The organism is uncultured Vibrio sp. (assembly GCF_947488985.1).
Lineage (GTDB): Bacteria > Pseudomonadota > Gammaproteobacteria > Enterobacterales > Vibrionaceae > Vibrio.
In genome coordinates, this window is record NZ_CANLBV010000036.1 from 1 (window position 1) to 16,996 (window position 16,996).

At 46.5% G+C, this 16,996-nt stretch carries 15 protein-coding genes and 1 tRNA gene; 10 read left to right on the forward strand and 6 right to left on the reverse strand.

Going from position 1 to position 16,996, the window contains the following annotated elements:
• The first annotated feature begins 236 nt into the window (after positions 1-236).
• The 7 genes from Q1A70_RS10115 to rnd all read left to right on the forward strand — a co-directional run bounded on the left by Q1A70_RS10115 (position 237) and on the right by rnd (position 8,001).
• Positions 237-2,165, forward strand: a complete 1,929-nt coding sequence (locus Q1A70_RS10115; RefSeq protein ID WP_299690219.1) for an ATP-dependent DNA helicase — start codon at positions 237-239, stop codon at positions 2,163-2,165.
• A gap of 59 nt (positions 2,166-2,224) precedes the next feature.
• The gene (tsaB, locus tag Q1A70_RS10120) at positions 2,225-2,926 is read left to right on the forward strand and encodes a tRNA (adenosine(37)-N6)-threonylcarbamoyltransferase complex dimerization subunit type 1 TsaB (protein ID WP_299690222.1); all 702 of its coding nucleotides are present in this window, start codon (positions 2,225-2,227) and stop codon (positions 2,924-2,926) included.
• 89 nt (positions 2,927-3,015) lie between these two features.
• Positions 3,016-3,321 (forward strand): chromosome partitioning protein ParA, encoded by a 306-nt coding sequence (locus tag Q1A70_RS10125; protein WP_299690225.1) that lies wholly within the window; start codon positions 3,016-3,018, stop codon positions 3,319-3,321.
• Positions 3,322-3,360: 39 nt separating this feature from the next.
• On the forward strand, positions 3,361-3,921 hold the full coding sequence (locus tag Q1A70_RS10130; RefSeq protein WP_299690230.1) for a Slp family lipoprotein: 561 nt from the start codon (positions 3,361-3,363) through the stop codon (positions 3,919-3,921).
• Between the two features lie 67 nt (positions 3,922-3,988).
• Positions 3,989-4,960 (forward strand): alpha/beta hydrolase, encoded by a 972-nt coding sequence (locus Q1A70_RS10135; protein ID WP_299690308.1) that lies wholly within the window; start codon positions 3,989-3,991, stop codon positions 4,958-4,960.
• A gap of 105 nt (positions 4,961-5,065) precedes the next feature.
• The gene (fadD, locus tag Q1A70_RS10140; RefSeq protein WP_299690234.1) at positions 5,066-6,748 is read left to right on the forward strand and encodes a long-chain-fatty-acid--CoA ligase FadD; all 1,683 of its coding nucleotides are present in this window, start codon (positions 5,066-5,068) and stop codon (positions 6,746-6,748) included.
• A gap of 134 nt (positions 6,749-6,882) precedes the next feature.
• A complete protein-coding gene (gene rnd, locus Q1A70_RS10145) occupies positions 6,883-8,001 on the forward strand; it encodes a ribonuclease D (RefSeq protein WP_299690310.1) in 1,119 nt (372 codons plus the stop codon).
• Between the two features lie 90 nt (positions 8,002-8,091).
• Here rnd and minE read toward each other — a convergent pair whose 3' ends face one another.
• From minE to minC, 3 genes are read right to left on the reverse strand one after another with little or no spacing between them, the layout of a single operon-like run.
• Positions 8,092-8,355, reverse strand: coding sequence for a cell division topological specificity factor MinE (gene minE, locus Q1A70_RS10150; RefSeq protein ID WP_299690236.1), 264 nt, complete (start codon positions 8,353-8,355; stop codon positions 8,092-8,094).
• A gap of 6 nt (positions 8,356-8,361) precedes the next feature.
• Positions 8,362-9,174: a septum site-determining protein MinD gene (minD, locus tag Q1A70_RS10155; RefSeq protein ID WP_299690238.1), complete on the reverse strand. Its 813-nt coding sequence runs from the start codon at positions 9,172-9,174 to the stop codon at positions 8,362-8,364.
• Between the two features lie 21 nt (positions 9,175-9,195).
• Positions 9,196-9,858: a septum site-determining protein MinC gene (minC, locus tag Q1A70_RS10160; RefSeq protein ID WP_299690243.1), complete on the reverse strand. Its 663-nt coding sequence runs from the start codon at positions 9,856-9,858 to the stop codon at positions 9,196-9,198.
• 220 nt (positions 9,859-10,078) lie between these two features.
• Between minC and Q1A70_RS10165 the strand changes: the two genes are divergently transcribed.
• On the forward strand, positions 10,079-10,369 hold the full coding sequence (locus tag Q1A70_RS10165; RefSeq protein ID WP_299690246.1) for a YcgL domain-containing protein: 291 nt from the start codon (positions 10,079-10,081) through the stop codon (positions 10,367-10,369).
• Positions 10,370-10,399: 30 nt separating this feature from the next.
• A complete protein-coding gene (locus tag Q1A70_RS10170) occupies positions 10,400-11,398 on the forward strand; it encodes a lytic murein transglycosylase (RefSeq protein WP_299690249.1) in 999 nt (332 codons plus the stop codon).
• A 212-nt stretch (positions 11,399-11,610) separates the two neighbouring features.
• Here the strand turns inward: Q1A70_RS10170 and Q1A70_RS10175 are convergent, their stop codons facing one another.
• Together Q1A70_RS10175 and folD are read right to left on the reverse strand one after the other, a co-directional pair.
• Positions 11,611-11,985, reverse strand: coding sequence for a hypothetical protein (locus Q1A70_RS10175; RefSeq protein WP_299690251.1), 375 nt, complete (start codon positions 11,983-11,985; stop codon positions 11,611-11,613).
• A gap of 300 nt (positions 11,986-12,285) precedes the next feature.
• The gene (folD, locus tag Q1A70_RS10180) at positions 12,286-13,143 is read right to left on the reverse strand and encodes a bifunctional methylenetetrahydrofolate dehydrogenase/methenyltetrahydrofolate cyclohydrolase FolD (protein WP_299690253.1); all 858 of its coding nucleotides are present in this window, start codon (positions 13,141-13,143) and stop codon (positions 12,286-12,288) included.
• 211 nt (positions 13,144-13,354) lie between these two features.
• Between folD and Q1A70_RS10185 the strand changes: the two genes are divergently transcribed.
• Positions 13,355-13,431, forward strand: a tRNA-Arg gene (locus tag Q1A70_RS10185).
• 689 nt (positions 13,432-14,120) lie between these two features.
• Here Q1A70_RS10185 and Q1A70_RS10190 read toward each other — a convergent pair.
• On the reverse strand, positions 14,121-16,556 hold the full coding sequence (locus Q1A70_RS10190; protein ID WP_299690255.1) for an efflux RND transporter permease subunit: 2,436 nt from the start codon (positions 16,554-16,556) through the stop codon (positions 14,121-14,123).
• Positions 16,557-16,996: the final 440 nt, after the last annotated feature.

Here is a 16,996-nt window from a genome sequence, read left to right on the forward strand (position 1 = left end):
CGCTGGCATTCATGTTGATGTGGCTACCGATGTATTGTTGAACGCGAAATGTACAGCAAAGATCAACACGCCCTAAAAAACGGTTGCTGAATTTCTATTTTTTAGGGCTTACCTTTTCGGATGCATAAACCAAATAAAGCCACCCCTAACACCTCCGGAGCGAAGTCATTCTTGATTCGCGCCGGCTCACTAAACCTGCCATAATTCGCTTTCTATTTTTCTAAATCACGTACTCTATGATATCTAAAACCTTTTCTGCGGATGGTGCGCTAGGTAAAGCGATCCCTGGGTTTCAACCTCGACAAGCTCAGTTAGACATGGCTGAAGCCGTTTTACAGGCTATCCAGCATCAGAGTCAGCTGGTGGTTGAGGCGGGGACGGGGACGGGTAAAACCTTTGCTTATCTCGTGCCCGCATTGCTCAGTGGCAAGAAAACTATCATTAGTACGGGGTCTAAAAACCTTCAAGAGCAGCTGTTTCATCGCGATTTACCTTTGATGGTGGACGCGCTTGGATTTTATGGTCAAGTGGCGTTACTCAAAGGTCGTTCAAACTATTTGTGCTTAGATAGACTCAGCCGTCAAATGGTCGAAAGCCATGGCACTCACACCGATCCAACACTGTTAGCTCAGTTGGTCAAAGTGCGCAGTTGGTCGTCATCCACACAAACCGGTGATTTGGGCGATTGTGACGATATTGCGGAAGACAGCCCGGTTATTCCGACCATCACCTCAACTAATGACAACTGTTTAGGCAAAGAATGCCCGAGCTACACCGATTGCTTTGTGCTGAAAGCCCGTAAGAAAGCCATGGACTCGGATGTAGTTGTGGTTAACCACCATTTATTCCTCGCGGATTTGGCGATTAAAGAGACCGGCTTTGGTGAGCTGATCCCAGATGCGGATGTGTTCATTTTCGATGAAGCGCACCAACTGCCAGATATTGCGAGTCAGTATTTTGGTCAGTCTGTGTCGAGTCGACAAATTCACGAGCTCGCCAAAGACATTGAAATCGGTTACCGAACGGAAGCTAAAGACATGCGCCAACTGCAAAAAGTGGGCGACAGGTTAGTTCAGTCAGCATCAGAGCTGCGCATCGTACTCGGTGATACGGGCTTTCGTGGTAACTGGCGTGAGGCGTTAAAATCAGAATCGATTGCTAGAGAGCTGGTTCGTGTGCAAGATGCTTTGCAATTGGCCATGGATGTACTGAAACTGGTGCTGGGTCGAAGCCAGTTGCTCGATACGGCTTTCGAACGTGCCACCATGATCAAGTCACGCATGGAACGTGTATGTGACGTATCGATTACCGGTTATTCGTATTGGTATGACACCACACCGCGCCACTTTGCTTTGCACATTACCCCGCTGTCGGTTGCAGATAAGTTCCACGAACAAATTGAGCTCAAGCCGGGCGCTTGGGTATTTACCTCGGCAACCTTGGCGGTGTCGGATGATTTCGACCATTTCACCTCTCGACTCGGGTTAAAACCGACGGCACAGTTTTCACTGCCGAGCCCATTTGATTATCCGAATCAGGCGCGCTTGTGTGTGCCTCGTTATCTCCCAGAGCCGAACAGCCCAGGCCTCGCCGATAAGCTAGTAAGGATGCTGACCCCGGTGATTGAGCAAAACCAAGGCCGCTGTTTCTTTTTGTGCACCTCGCACAGCATGATGAAAGAGTTGGGGGAGCGATTCCGTGAAACGCTGACGGTCCCAGTGCTGCTGCAAGGTGAAACAAGTAAGCAAAAAACCTTGGCTGAATTCATGGAATTAGGGAACGCATTGTTGGTGGCGACGGGGGCATTTTGGGAAGGGATAGATGTTAGGGGCGACGCATTAAGCTGTGTTATCATCGACAAATTACCCTTTACCGCCCCTGATGACCCTTTACTTAAGGCTCGAATCGAGGACTGTAAGTTAAAAGGGGGAGATCCTTTTGCACAGGTACAGTTGCCGGACGCAGTGATCACCTTGAAACAAGGTGTCGGCCGATTGATACGTGATAAGCGTGATAGGGGCGCTTTGATTATTTGCGATAACCGATTGGTGACTCGCGATTACGGTGGTCTATTTTTGGCGAGTTTACCGCCTATCCCGCGTACCCGTGACTTAGGGATCATTAAAGAATTCTTAGCTAAAGACCATTCAACCGCTGGCAAATAGTTGGCATGGTTGAGCTTAGCCATTATTTTTAGATTAGATAACGAATATTTGAGACACAAATGAGCGCGAAAATTCTTGCAGTAGATACCGCCACTGAAAACTGTTCAGTCGCATTAGTTATTGGTGAAAAGGTGTTCGCACGTAGCGAAGTTGCCCCTAGAGACCATACCAAAAAGATTCTGCCTATGGTTGATGAAGTACTGAAAGAAGCGAATGTCGCTTTAACAGACATCGACGCTATTGCGTTTGGTCAAGGTCCGGGTAGTTTCACGGGTGTACGTATTGGTATTGGTATTGCTCAAGGCTTAGCATTTGGCGCAGATTTACCGATGATCGGTGTCTCGACACTGGCAGCAATGGCGCAGGTGAGCTACCGTAAATTTGGCGAAACGCACGTTGCAACCGCGATTGATGCGCGTATGAGCGAAGTGTACTGGGCTCGATATCGCCGTGAGCAAGACGGTCGTTGGACCGCAGTCGATGCCGAATGTGTCACGCCCCCAAGCGAATTAGCGGCGAAGCTTGAAGCTGATTCTGAAACATGGGCAAAAGTTGGCACAGGCTGGGAAGCGTATGCGGAGCATATGGACACCCTAGCGATCCATACCAAAGCGTGTGACGTACTGTTCCCTGAAGCGCAAGACATGGCTTTGCTTGCTCAGTTTGCTTACGCAGAAGGCAAAGCGGTAGCGGCTGAAGAGTCAGAGCCGGTTTATCTGCGTGATAAAGTTACTTGGAAAAAGCTGCCAGGTCGCGAGTAAATCGGTATTATTAGGCTCTACAATTTATCTTGTAGAGCTTTGATAAACTCAAGCAAGATCATTTAAATCAGGTACAAAACTCTTTAAGCATGGTTTCAATAAACGGCTTACCTCCTTCTTCGATAGGCAATACATCCAAAACCAATCGAACCAACAAAAAGAATGAGGTGAAAAAAGGCGATGCAAAAACCTCAGTAGGTCAGCCTACTAAGGTCGCCAATGCTGTCTCGCATTCCATTCGTCAAGTCAAAGAATCGGACATTCATAAAGCTCAGATCCAGTATGATCTCCCAGAAGGTCGCGGGCGACGTGCCATGGAAGAGTATATGGATGTGATGAACCAAGCGAAAAAAGAGGAACTCGCGCAGCTTATTGGGGTCGATATCTATATCTAGCTTTGTGTCTTCATTTCTCCTGCTCTAAGGATCTGCCTTATGTTTTCCCTCATATCTCAATCTCGCATCTTTTACCTTGTTGCTTTATCTTCAATGGTGATGGGCTGCTCGTCTCTACCTGAAGAGCTGAATGCCAACTCCGAACCAGTGGTCACCGATTACCAAGAGTGGGTAAATACACTGCCCGATGCCGATGATGTGCGTTTAGGTGGCGTGATCGCTAAAGTAACCAACATGCAAAACAAGACACGCGTTGAAGTGGTAAATTTGCCTATCTCAAGCAGTGGTAAGCCAGATATTAATGTCGAACCCAAAGGGCGTTTTGTGGCTTATATTGAGGGTTATGTTGAGCCATTGAGCTTTGCCAAAGGCCGTTTAGTCACCTTAGTCGGCACATCCAATGGTACCGAAGATGGCACCATTGGCGATTACCCTTACACCTTCCCTGTGATGAACGTTTACAATCAACGTTTATGGCAGATCACTGAGCGCGTGGTGATCAACGACTTGGCTCCTGCCTATTATTCTTGTCGCAGTCTACATTGCCGCAGTTTTCAGACGATGCCGACGCACGGGCGGGTGATCAAAGATGTTCAATAGACGATAGTGATCGTGTATTCGACATCGCAACGGATAACCGATAACAGATAGGGGCAGCATGCAACCAGTGATTGAAAAATCCTATTCTCTTGCGAGTGGCCAGCTCGCAACACAGCAGATCAAGAACTCACAAACGACCGTAACGACGGTCGTTTTTATTCATGGTTGGCTGGATAACTCGGCGAGTTTCTCTTCCGTTTTAAGCCATGTAGCGGCGCTTTCACCAAGCTCACACCTGATTGCGATTGATCTATTTGGTCATGGGCTTTCGTCGCATAAATCGGGCAGTTATTATCCATTTCACGACTATATCGATGATTTACACCAGTTGGTGACTAAATTGTCGCCAAACAGACTGGTGCTAGTAGGACATTCGCTTGGTGCATTGATAGCAAGTTGCTATAGTGCCGCCTTTCCTGAGAAGGTATCAGGATTAATTCAAATTGAAGGTCACGGACCTATTTCTGAAGCTCCCCAAGAAACGGTTTCACGTTTGAGAAATGGGGTACTCAGTCGGCTTCGACAGCGAAGAAAGCCTTCACGTCCTCTGGCAAGTCTTGAGGATGCGATTAAACTGAGAGCTCACGCCAACCAAATCAATGCTGAACTTATTGCGCCGATTGTTGAACGAGGAATTGTCGAGCAAGCTATAGCTCAACCAGCTACTGTTCAACAAGATATTGCTCAACCAGCTAATGTCCAACAAGCTATTGTTCAACAAGGAACGGCTCGACGAAAAGTTGTTGAGCACGTTATGGTCGAGTCTGAAAACACTTGGCAATGGCGATGCGACCCTAAGCTAAAGTGTGACTCGCTATATCGTATGTCACAGGCGCACACTGATGCGATCATGGCGGCGATAGAGTGTCCTCAATTAATCATTTTAGGCAACAATGGATTCCGAAATTTGCAGCATAATCGCTACAAACCAGCCCTTAGTTCTCTGGATATCGAGACGGTTCCCGGCGGACATCATTGCCATTTAGAGAGCCCAGAGTTAGTTTCACAGCTAATTTTTGGTGTAGTTAACAAAATTTAAACACGTGTTTGAGCCTTATAGTGCTCATGCACTAAAGCTGTGCTGTAATACCGCAATGACCAATAGCGGCGAACAGTCGTCAGCTGATAAACGAGGAGTAACATCGTGGATAAACCTTGGCTTTCACGTTATCCAAGTGACGTACCAGAAACGATCAACCCAGATCAGTACCCATCTCTTGTTGAAATGTTCGAACAGTCGGTACAGAAGTACGCAGACCAACCTGCATTCGAGAACATGGGCTCAGTGATGACGTTCCGTAAGCTTGAAGAGCGCAGCCGTGCTTTTGCCGCTTACTTGCAGAACGACTTAAAACTGAAGAAGGGCGATCGCGTCGCACTCATGATGCCAAACCTGCTGCAATACCCCATTGCCCTGTTTGGTGTACTGCGTGCGGGTATGATTGCAGTGAACGTCAACCCACTGTACACGCCTCGTGAGTTGGAACATCAACTGAACGATTCTGGTGCAAAGGCGATTGTTATCGTTTCAAACTTTGCGAGCACGCTAGAAAAAGTGGTCGATAACACACCGATTAAACACGTAGTGTTAACAAGCCTAGGGCAAATGCTGCCACGTGCGAAAGGGACGATTGTCGATTTTGTCGTGAAATACGTAAAAGGCATGGTACCTAAGTACGATCTACCGGGGGCTATCTCCTTTAGAAAAGCGCTGCATAAAGGCCGTCGTCTTCAATATGTGAAGCCGTTTATGGCGGGTGACGATATTGCCTTCCTACAGTACACGGGTGGTACCACTGGTGTAGCGAAGGGCGCAATCCTAACGCATCGTAATATGATCGCGAACGTGCTTCAAGCAAAAGGGGCATACGGCCCTGTTGTGCAAGAAGGACGTGAGTTGGTTGTCACGGCACTGCCGCTGTATCACGTATTCGCCTTGACGGTGAACTGCCTACTGTTTGTTGAGATGGGTGGTCGTAACCTTCTTATCACTAATCCTCGTGATATTCCGGGCTTTATTAAAGAGCTGCAAAAGGTGCCATTTACGGCCATTACCGGTGTAAATACTCTGTTCAATGCACTAGTGAATAACGAAGATTTCTTAGAATTAGATTTCAGCAATCTGCGCCTCTCTGTTGGCGGTGGCATGGCGGTTCAACGCGCGGTGGCCGAGCAATGGAAAAAAGCGACCGGTATTCACTTGTTAGAAGGCTATGGCTTAACCGAGTGTTCGCCACTGGTAACGGGTAACCCATACGACCTTAAAGATTACACAGGCGCTATTGGCCTGCCTGTCCCATCAACAGAAGTTCGTATTGTCGATGATGAAGGCCAAGTGGTTGCCAATGACCAAGTGGGCGAGTTGCAAGTGCGTGGCCCTCAGGTGATGCAAGGCTACTGGCAACGTCCAGAAGCGACCAAAGAGGTGATCGACCAAGACGGTTGGCTATCTACGGGTGACATCGTTAAGTTTGATGACGAAGGCTTGCTGCATATCGTAGACCGTAAAAAAGACATGATTCTTGTGTCTGGCTTCAACGTTTATCCAAATGAGATTGAAGATGTCGTTGCTCTGCATGGTCAAGTGCTTGAAGTTGCGGCTATCGGTCAACCTCATGAAGTCTCGGGTGAATTGGTTAAGATCTACGTTGTGAAGCGCGATCCGAGCCTGACCAAAGAAGACATCATCGCGCACTGTCGTGAACACCTAACAGGCTACAAGATCCCTAAACTGGTTGAGTTCAGAGACGATCTGCCAAAGACCAACGTGGGTAAGATCTTACGACGTGTGCTACGTGAAGAAAACGATGCCGAGCTTGCTCACTGATTGACGCTAAAGCAGCGTATCAGAACCATTGGGCGCTTAATCTAAGCGAGCGCTGAAAAATGGTGTTAGAATGCCGACAGTTAATGTCGGCATTTTTGTATCCGGCAATCAAAGAGAAACCAGTGAGAGTTTTTGTGGATTATCAAATCATTACCCAATTGAACGACCTTGAGCGAGTTTGCCAACAAGCACGTGAAGCGGATGTCGTTATGCTTGATACGGAGTTTGTTCGTACCAGAACCTATTACCCTCAATTAGGCTTGATTCAGTTATTTGATGGTGAAACGCTGTCACTGATTGACCCTATTGCGCTGGATGACATGACACCGTTCGTTGCGTTGTTGAAAGATGCTTCAGTGATGAAAGTATTGCACGCTTGTGGCGAAGATTTGGAAGTGTTCCAGAACGCATTTGGCTGCACGCCAACGCCGATGGTCGATACGCAGATCATGGCGGCTTTCTTAGGTCATGGCTTATCAACGGGCTTTGCTGCTCTGGTTTCAGAGTTTGTCGGGGTTGACCTTGATAAGAGTGAATCTCGCACCGATTGGCTAGCGCGTCCACTTTCTCAAAAGCAATTGGACTACGCAGCGGCAGACGTTCACTACTTGATGCCAATGTACAACAAGCTGCTAGAAAAAGTGATGGAAGCAGGCTGGTGGGAAGAGGCTCAGCAAGAGTCTGATTTACAAGTTGCAAAGCGCATCCGTAAAGTTAACCCAGATACAGCCTACCTTGATATTAAAGGGGCGTGGCAGCTTAAACCTAAGCAGCTAGCGATCTTACGACCTCTAGCAACTTGGCGTCTAAAAGAAGCGATCAAGCGCGATCTAGCGTTGAACTTTGTCTTCAAAGAGCAAGATTTATGGGCTGTGGCGCGTTTTGCGATGAAAGATCCTAAGCACATGGAGCAAGAAGGTTTTGATTACCGCTCTGTGCGTCGCCATGGTGCAAAGATCAGCTCAATTGTTAAGTTAGCTGAACATACACCAGAAGAAGAGTACCCAGCACCAGTTGAACGTCTAATGGACTTCCCTGGCTATAAGCAGCTTTTCAAAGTGTTGAAAGATGAAGTGAAAACCGCCTCGCAACACAGTGGTTTAGCGACGGAGTTTTTAGCATCGAAAAAGCAACTCAACCAAGTATTAAGCTGGGTTTGGAAGCACGATCGTAACCCTGAGAAACTGCCTGATGTGATGCAAGGCTGGCGTCTAGACGTGGTTGGTGAGAAGCTGAACAAAGCGATCAAGTAGTCGCCTATAGCAAAAAAGAGAGCCTCGGCTCTCTTTTTGATTTAATCTGCTTCTAGCTTCTAGCTTCTAGCTTCTAGCTTCTAGCGATGCTTACTTATCGTCTTCTGGCAGCTTAACGTTCAGCTCTAATACTGAGATGTCGTCATCTTTGTGTTCAAAAGTCAGATCAACCATGGATGGGTCGACTTCAACGTACTTAGCAATCACCTTAAGAATGTCTTCTTTTAGCTGCGGTAAGTACGAAGGTGCAGGATCGTCATGGCTGCGTCGCTCGGCAACAATGATCTGCAAACGCTCTTTGGCTAGGTTCGCGGTTGTCTTTTTCTGTGGCTTAAAAAACTCTAATAATGACATTGTGTATTAGCCCCCGAACAATCGTTTGAAGATGCCTTTCTTCTGTTCCGTTAAGAAGCGGAAGTCCACTTGGCTACCCAGTAGTCGCTCTACCGTATCATTGTAAGCCATACCAGCATCCGTCTCTTCATCAAAGATAACCGGCACGCCCTTATTCGATGCGTTGAGCACGGCTTGGCTTTCTGGAATCACCCCCAGTAGAGAGATGTGTAGGATCTCTTCAACGTCTTCCACGCTGAGCATCTCGCCTTGAGTGACACGTGCTGGGTTGTAGCGAGTCAGTAAAAGGTGTGTTTTCACAGGCTCTAAGCCATCTTCAGAGCGGCGAGATTTAGAGTCAAGAATACCAAGAATACGGTCTGAATCGCGGACAGAAGAGACTTCAGGGTTGGTGGTAACAATGGCCTCATCAGCGAAGTACAACGCCATCAGAGCACCTTGCTCGATACCTGCAGGAGAATCACAGATGATAAAATCGAAACCCATTTCATCCAATTCATCAAACACGCGACGCACACCGTCTTTAGTCAGGGCGTCTTTATCACGGGTTTGAGAAGCTGGGAGAATGAATAGGTTGTCGGTGCGCTTGTCTTTGATCATCGCTTGGTTCAGCGTCGCTTCACCATTGATCACATTAACAAAATCGTATACGACACGACGCTCACAACCCATGATTAAATCGAGGTTACGCAGACCGATATCAAAGTCGATAACTGCGGTTTTTTTTCCTTTTAAAGCCAACCCCGAGGCAATAGCTGCACTGGAGGTCGTTTTACCTACGCCGCCTTTACCTGACGTTACAACGATAATGCGTGCCATTCTTTTTTCCTTTTATTTCTCTTATATTGCGAGGACGTCAACGTGTAATACATCGTTCGCCATACTGAACATGGTTTTCTTCTTCCAGTACTCGCTTTCAATTTGATCACTGAGCCAGTAATTTCCCGCAATGGACACCAGCTCGGCTTGTAAATCATTACAAATTATTTTTGCTTCAGTTTGACCACTTGCCCCTGCAATCGCACGACCGCGTAGCGTACCATGGATATGAATGCTGCCATCGGCAATCACTTCTGCGCCCGCACTAACGTGGCTCAAAATGAGTAGATCACCATCTTTAGCATAGACCTGCTGACCAGAACGGATAGGTGTTTTTATCACTTTTGTGGGCGTTATCTTAGCCGGAGCTTGAGAGGGAGACTTACTGGCCGTCATGACGGCAAAGCCAGCCTCTTTCGCTAGGTTTTGCATACGCTTATCTGAGCAACCCGCAACACCAACGGGGATCATTCCCGCTTGTGATATGCCATTTTTCAGCTGTACGAAGTCGATATCGCCTTCGACCTTACTGATGTTGATGACAACCGGAGCAGCAGCGAAAAAAGTAGGTGCTTGGTCTACTTTTTGTTGAAGAAAAGAGACGGCATTTTCGACTTGATCATCGGATAAGTACAAAACCGATAGCGTAAAACTGCTACCTTTTAGATCTGGATTATTAGACATCGAAAAACTACAGGGCCTCAATCGCGAATGGATACAATTTCTTTATCAATAAAATAAAGGGCATTGCCTGAAACTAGGTTTATCATGTTATATTCCCAAATCAAGCACAGCAAGTGATCTTGTTGTCAAATGGACGTTTTGTTCTCAATATTTTCCTAACATAAACTATTGATCTCGCAAGTGAGAGATTTATAGCCATCAACATTTAGAAAGGTTTGTCATGCTGTGTTCTATATATAAAAGCCCAAAGAAAGAAGGAACATACCTTTATATCCCTAAGAAGGATGATTTTTCACAAGTTCCTGACGCATTGATGCAAATGTTCGGTAAACCTAGTTTTGTCATGGTAATTAAAATGGACGGCCGTAAACTGGCTCAAGTGAACATCGACAAAGTGAGAGAATCACTGAACAACGATGGTTTCTTTTTGCAGGTTCCGCCTCCACCAGTTAACGAACTTGAACTGTACAAAGAGCGTAAAGCTCAGCAAAACGTTCAAGACCAAGAGTGATAGCCACCTAAATTCAGGGAGGAATGAGCGTTGAGTAAATTTTCGAAACCCCTATTAGCGGTATCGGCACTGATATTGGGTAACAGCTTAGCCATTGGTTCACTGCAAGCTGAAGAGCTGAGCTTTGAGCAATATGTCGAAAAGCTAAAGCAGCAAGGCCGTGAGCAAGGCATTTCTCAAGCGACGATCGATGAAGCTTTTACTGGGGTGACCTTTAAGCCTAGAGCTGTCAAAGCCGATAAAAACCAACCTGAGAAAAAACTGACTCTGGATGAATACATCCCTCGTGCGGTTCCAGACTGGAAGGTGAAGCAGGCGAGATCGCTGTATAAGAAACATTACCAAGCGTTGAAGCGCATTGGTGATGAATACGGGGTTCAACCTAGGTTCATCGTCGCTTTGTGGGGTGTAGAGAGCAACTTTGGTAAGTTCACTGGCAATTACAGTGTGATCGATGCCTTAACGACCATGGCCTATGAAGGGCGCAGAGAAGCCTTCTTCCGCAGTGAAGCAATGGCAGCTTTAACAATCCTTGATCAAGGCCATATCACCGCAAAAGAGATGAAAGGCTCATGGGCGGGTGCAATGGGGCAGCCTCAGTTTATGCCAAGTTCATTCTTAGCGTATGCGGCTGATGGCAACGGCGACGGTAAGAAAGATATCTGGGGTACCGAAGAAGATGTGTTTGCCTCGGCGGCGAACTATCTCAGCCAATCAGGGTGGGATGACAGCTATACTTGGGGTCGTCAGGTTCATGTTCCGTCAACGGTGTCGATTGAGCTGCAAGGTCGAGATGCAGACAAAGCGAAATACCTAAAAGAGTGGTCTGAACTCGGTATTAAGCGCTATGACAACCGCCCACTGCCAGCGCTTGATGAAGACATCAAAGCTTGGCTGATCATGCCAGATGATGAAGCCGGCCGTTCGTACCTCATTTACAACAATTACAATGTGTTAATGAAGTGGAATCGCTCTTACTATTTCGCTTTGGCGGTCAGTCACTTAGCCGATAGAATCAAGTTTGATTAATTGGCTTGCTCGTGTGATTAGCATTTGGCCTATCATAGGCTAATTGGAAGTGGCTAACGAAATTGATAGAAAGGACTCTGCGGAGTCCTTTTTTATTGGTCATTTTTCAGTTTCTTAAGTTGAACCTTCTCCGAAATATGAAGAACTATAGCTAAAATGTTACCTGCCTAAGCCTCTACTTAGACAGGTAAGCCATCTCTACTTAGGTAATCTTACAGAATTTTTTGATATTGATTGAGGGAGTTAGGAAGCTCTTCCCCTCGGTCGAACAGCTCAATGTAATACCACTCATTTTCAACATCTTGATGGCCATTGTTTACCAACAAATGACCATCATCGGAGTAACCGCCCACCATGGTAGAGCGCCAAGTTGTATGAGTTTTCAAGCAAGTTATAATAGCGCTACCACCATGAAAGTCGATGCGTCTTAGTAGAGTGTCAGATTGGAAGCATGTCACCAAATTACCTCTGGATAAACCACTAAATGAAACCGCATGGTCACCGTAGTTTTCATGACTGAGCTTGTTGATTAAGGTATTCCAAGAGCTATAAATGCCAATGCCGTGGTGAGATTTTTCTCCCGACAATTCAATTTCATCTAAGGTGATATTAAGCGATTTCTGCAGGGTGATATTTTGTATGTAGTTATTAACCTATACGTTTTTCATTCAAGAGCCTTGTGGATTTTCAAGTTTTCCCAAGGATAAACGATGGCATCCCAAAAATAGCTTGGTTTTTAAGAAAAAAAACAAGCTAATTCAATTGAACACGAGCTATTCGTTTGTCACGATCAAAAAAGCCGCAGCGTTGATTACGTTGCGGCTTTGTCATTCTAGGATGAGTGAATAGATGCCAATAGTATCGCTACCGAGGTCATCGTTTATTTGTTATTTCGAATGAAATTGTGCACAAGCGATCATCGTATTCTCAATGAGGCTTGCGACCGTCATAGGGCCAACGCCACCCGGAACTGGTGTGATGAAGCTGGCGTTTTCTTTCGCGACGTCGTATTCAACATCACCAACCAATTTGCCAGACTCCAAGCGGTTGATACCCACATCAACCACCACCGCGCCTTTCTTAATCCAGGCTCCCGGAATAAAGTTAGGCTTACCAACCGCAACCACCACAACGTCTGCTTGGCGTACGTGGCCTTCAAGATCTTTAGTAAAGCGGTGGCAGGTCGTCGTTGTACAACCCGCGAGAAGCAGCTCTAGAGTCATTGGGCGACCGACAATATTTGATGCGCCCACGACCACTGCGTGTTTACCACGTAAATCGATATTGTAACGGTCGAGTAGGGTGATAATGCCTTTCGGAGTACAAGAGCGCAGTTTCGGGATACGCTGAGCCAAGCGGCCAACATTGTATGGGTGGAAACCATCAACGTCTTTTTCAGGGACAATGCGCTCAAGGACATGAGTGCTATCAATGCCAGCTGGCAGGGGCAGTTGAACCAGAATACCATCGATCTCTGGGTCTTGGTTCAGTTGGTCTACCAGCGTTAATAACTCTTCTTCTGTTGCCGTGGCTGGCAAATCGTAAGATTTAGACACGAAGCCAACTTCCTCACAGGCGATACGCTTACTCCCTACGTAAACCTGAGAAGCAGGGTCTTCACCCACTAAAATAACCGCGAGGCCCGGAGCGCGTAACCCAGCTTCAGTGCGAGCTTTTACACGAGCAGCAACTTCAGAGCGAACCGTTTGAGATATTAGCTTTCCATCAATATTTTGAGCAGTCATGAATTTCCTTAGTACTGATATTCAAATTAGTGGCTGATGTTTTTGGCGCATTATTTCAGAAAATCTTTTTGATTACCATAAAGCAAACGTTTGCCTTGGTCTAAATTTCAACACCAATAGGTTTCTTGCCCTTTTTTTACCCACTTAGATCAGAATGTTACATAAAGCCATTGCTTTACTGATTCGAATTCGTATAATTCGTTCCTGTAGCGCGCCCTTAGCTCAGCTGGATAGAGCACGTCCCTTCTAAGGATGTGGTCGAAGGTTCGAATCCTTCAGGGCGTGCCATTTATTTAGAAAGTCCCGATAATTCAATGAGTTGTCGGGATTTTTGCTTTTTAGCGTCACTGTCCCTTTTCATACCTTTGAGAGGACAGATACTTGAATTTTGACACCCACGTCACGCTTTCTCTGCACACACCTATCCCTGTATTGATATTCAGAAAGCTCAATACTTCAAAAGCTACCTCTGCACTATCCAGTATCGCCTAAAGCGTTTAGCTGAATGGTTCTCTGATAGCTGTGTAAAAGACATTTCTCCAGAGCTTGTGATCCGTACCAGCAGAATTAGACACCAAACGAAGATACTTTCCATACCTGTAGTTATTCCTGATTTACTAATTTAGCAAATCACTGACAAAGTTTTGTCCAAAGCCTTCATAGGCTGAATTTTTACCCGTGGTACGTTCTACCTCAGAAGTGCCCTTTCTAGTTTAAGCGGTGCTCATATCAAGACTGGCGGAAGGTCTTTTAGCTTATATTTTCTAATCAGTTTGGTGTCTACTTTTCTGGGTTCTTGCTTATTTGTCCATAACTGATGGTGCGGATCAAGCGCTTATTAGCCCCGAATTCTAATCGTCCAGCACGGATCGTCTCAACATAGCACCAGCGCTCTTGTTGCAATCATACCTGCATAAAATAGGTCAACACCGGCGAGAAACGGGAGTACCCGCCAGCAGTATTTGAAGTGTTGGAATCTATTCGCCCAAACTGCGCTTGCGGGTCATTTCTAAACCGACAGGCAACAGCACGAGGCTATAAATTAAGATACTTGATAAAGCTATGGTCAGCACTAATCCAATAGAGTGCATGCCTTGATGCTGGGCTAAGATTAGCGCACCAAAGGTCATTAATGTCGAGAGACAGCTCACCACAGTGGCTTTTGGGGTTGAGGTCGCAAAGAATGCATCAATGCTACCGACAGCGCGGAAGCGATTGACGATATGAATGCCGTTATCAACACCTAATCCAAAGATAAGCGGAATCACTATGATGTTGGCCATATTTAAGGACAGGTCCAGCCAGTGCATCATGCCTAACGTCGTCAGTGAGGCTAAGGTCAAGGGAACAAAGATCAGCGCAATATCGCGGGCGCGGCGGATGGTGGTGGCGAGCAGCAATGTGATCGCCACCACCGCAATCATAATCGCTATTTGAAAAGCTCGGACGATGATTTTCCCTACCTGTTGCTCTGCGACCGCACGGCCTGTCGCGTTGGGTGCGATATCTTGAACTTGATTAATGAAGCGCTGGACACTCTCGACCTTGGCCATATCGCCTTTGGGCACGATCGTCAGCAGAAATTGCCCATCAGAATCTCTGTAGCGGTGGATGAGTGACGATGGGATATCGTCTAGTAAGGGCATCGGCTGTGGTGTTATTGATTGTGCGAGAACCTGAGTACCACTAAATAGGTGATAGGCACTTTCTTGCGCGAGCGAGTCCGGCAGCAATTCTGCGTTGGGCCACTGCTTCTCTATCGCGAGAGCCTTGAAGGCTAAGTAATCTAAAGGCCCCGTTTGCAGTGGTTCAGACAGAACACGGGTGAGTTTGCTTTGTCTCTCAATCCAATCCTCAGGTAAGAAGTCGTTGGCAATCGTTACGCTACTCACCGTATCCAAGTTGAGTAATTGCTGCTTCCATTGCGCCGCTTGAGTAGCGTCTTGAGCAACCGCATTGAGTTGGTAGCTAGATCCTAAACCTAAGCTTTGCAGGCGGTTAAGGGATTGCACTGACTCAGAATTTGGATTTTTCAGCACTAAAGTTGAGAAATCAAATTTGAACTGGCTGGCACCGACCGCAGTCACAGCAAACAGCAGAGCCGCAATCGACACCACCAATTTTCGTTGTTTGGATAACCAATGCCCATAGCGCTGGCCCAAGCCATGATTGACGTGGAGGCGTACGCTTGGGTAGCCGAAGAGTTGAAAAAATAGTGGGATAACCGTAAATGTTGCCAACAAGCCCAGTAACATCCCCAGCCCAGAGATGACGCCTAGCTCTCCCAGCCCAATATAGGCGGTTGGGTAAAAGCTCATAAAGCCGATCCCAGAGGATAGGGCACAGAGTCCCAGCGGACGAAATGAGTGTTTTAATGCATGCTTAAGACTTGATTGATTGCCTTCACCGCTGGCTCTTATTTCTTGAATATGCAGGCATAAGTGGATGGCAAAATCGACGGCAAGACCGATAAACATCACCATAAACACGATAGAAATTGTGCTGAAATGCCCCACCACGGCGAGTCCGGCAGCGAACGTCCACGTTAAGCCAATCAGTACCGTGGTATAACAGGCGATAATGACACGCACAGAGCGAATCCCAATCGCTAAGATCAAGAGCAAGCCAACCAGTGATGCGCTGCCAGCCAACGCGATGCTGCTGTTCGCGTCTTGGATCTCATCATAATCGAGAGGCGTTTGGCCTGTGAATGTGACTTTGACGCCTTCAGGCTTATCAACTTGAGCGAGCACTTGGTCTAACGTTGCGATAACTTGCTGGTTAGGGTTCTTTAGGCTGTTGTCTGGTTCAGCGGTTAGGGTGATCACATGATTGGCTGGCAGTGTGATGGAAGCTTGGAGCAGGGCTTGCCAATCCACCTCTTCCCCAGAGGTTGCGGTCAATAGAGGCGCGAGTGGATCTTGGCTATTTTCTGCCTTTTCCGCGACCAGTGCTAAATAGGTTTCCAGGCTTTGTGCCTTTGCGCCAATGACGGCTGGTGCGATTTGGTTGTCGAACTGTTTTTGGAGATCAGAATAAGCATTTTCAGAGAGAAACCCCAGCGCGTAACGATCAAACCAAGGGAGAGTGCTAGGCGCAAAAACATCGGTGAAAATGGCGTCTTGGCGAAACGCTTGCGCTAAGTTATCGGTGTAGGTTTTTGCTGCCACAGCAGAAACATTATCACTCGCTTCACTGCTCACCAGAACCAACACATTTCCGGTATTAGGAAATGCTTGATTAATGCTTTTTAGGTTCTCAACCCATTCACCTTCTTGCTTTACCAATGAAGATAAATCGGCATTGACTTCGAAGTGTCGCTGGCCATACCATGCGCTATAAGCCGTAATAGCAGCAATGAACAAGGCAAAAAGAGCAGGGTGGCGCTGAATAAGGGAGTACAATTTGTTCATGAAGAGAAAATGCTTACTGATGAATGTCTTATGATAACCATTATTGGTGCTTATTAGCATCGCTTTGATCAATGAAAATGCAGAAGGGGTGCTAGGAGAGCCTAGCTTGAGGAGTAGGCACTTGCTTGTAGCAGTGTGAGTGCAATGTACAAATCGTTTTAAATAGAAGGGATGGCTTGCGGTAGTTAATGAGAATTTTCTGCTATTTTGCGGACACTAAAACTTTTCCATTGGAACTAAAACCACTCATAACAACATACAATCAATAATTATTGACTATTTTATCTTTATACTCGTAGACTACGAGATATTACTCAATCAGCGGTACTTGCTTGCCTTTGGGTGCAATCTTATCCATCACGTAAACGCAGCTATACCTTCCCCCTTTTTGTGAGCCGTTCATTGAACGCGAGAATGATCGTGAAAAAATCTAAAGGATC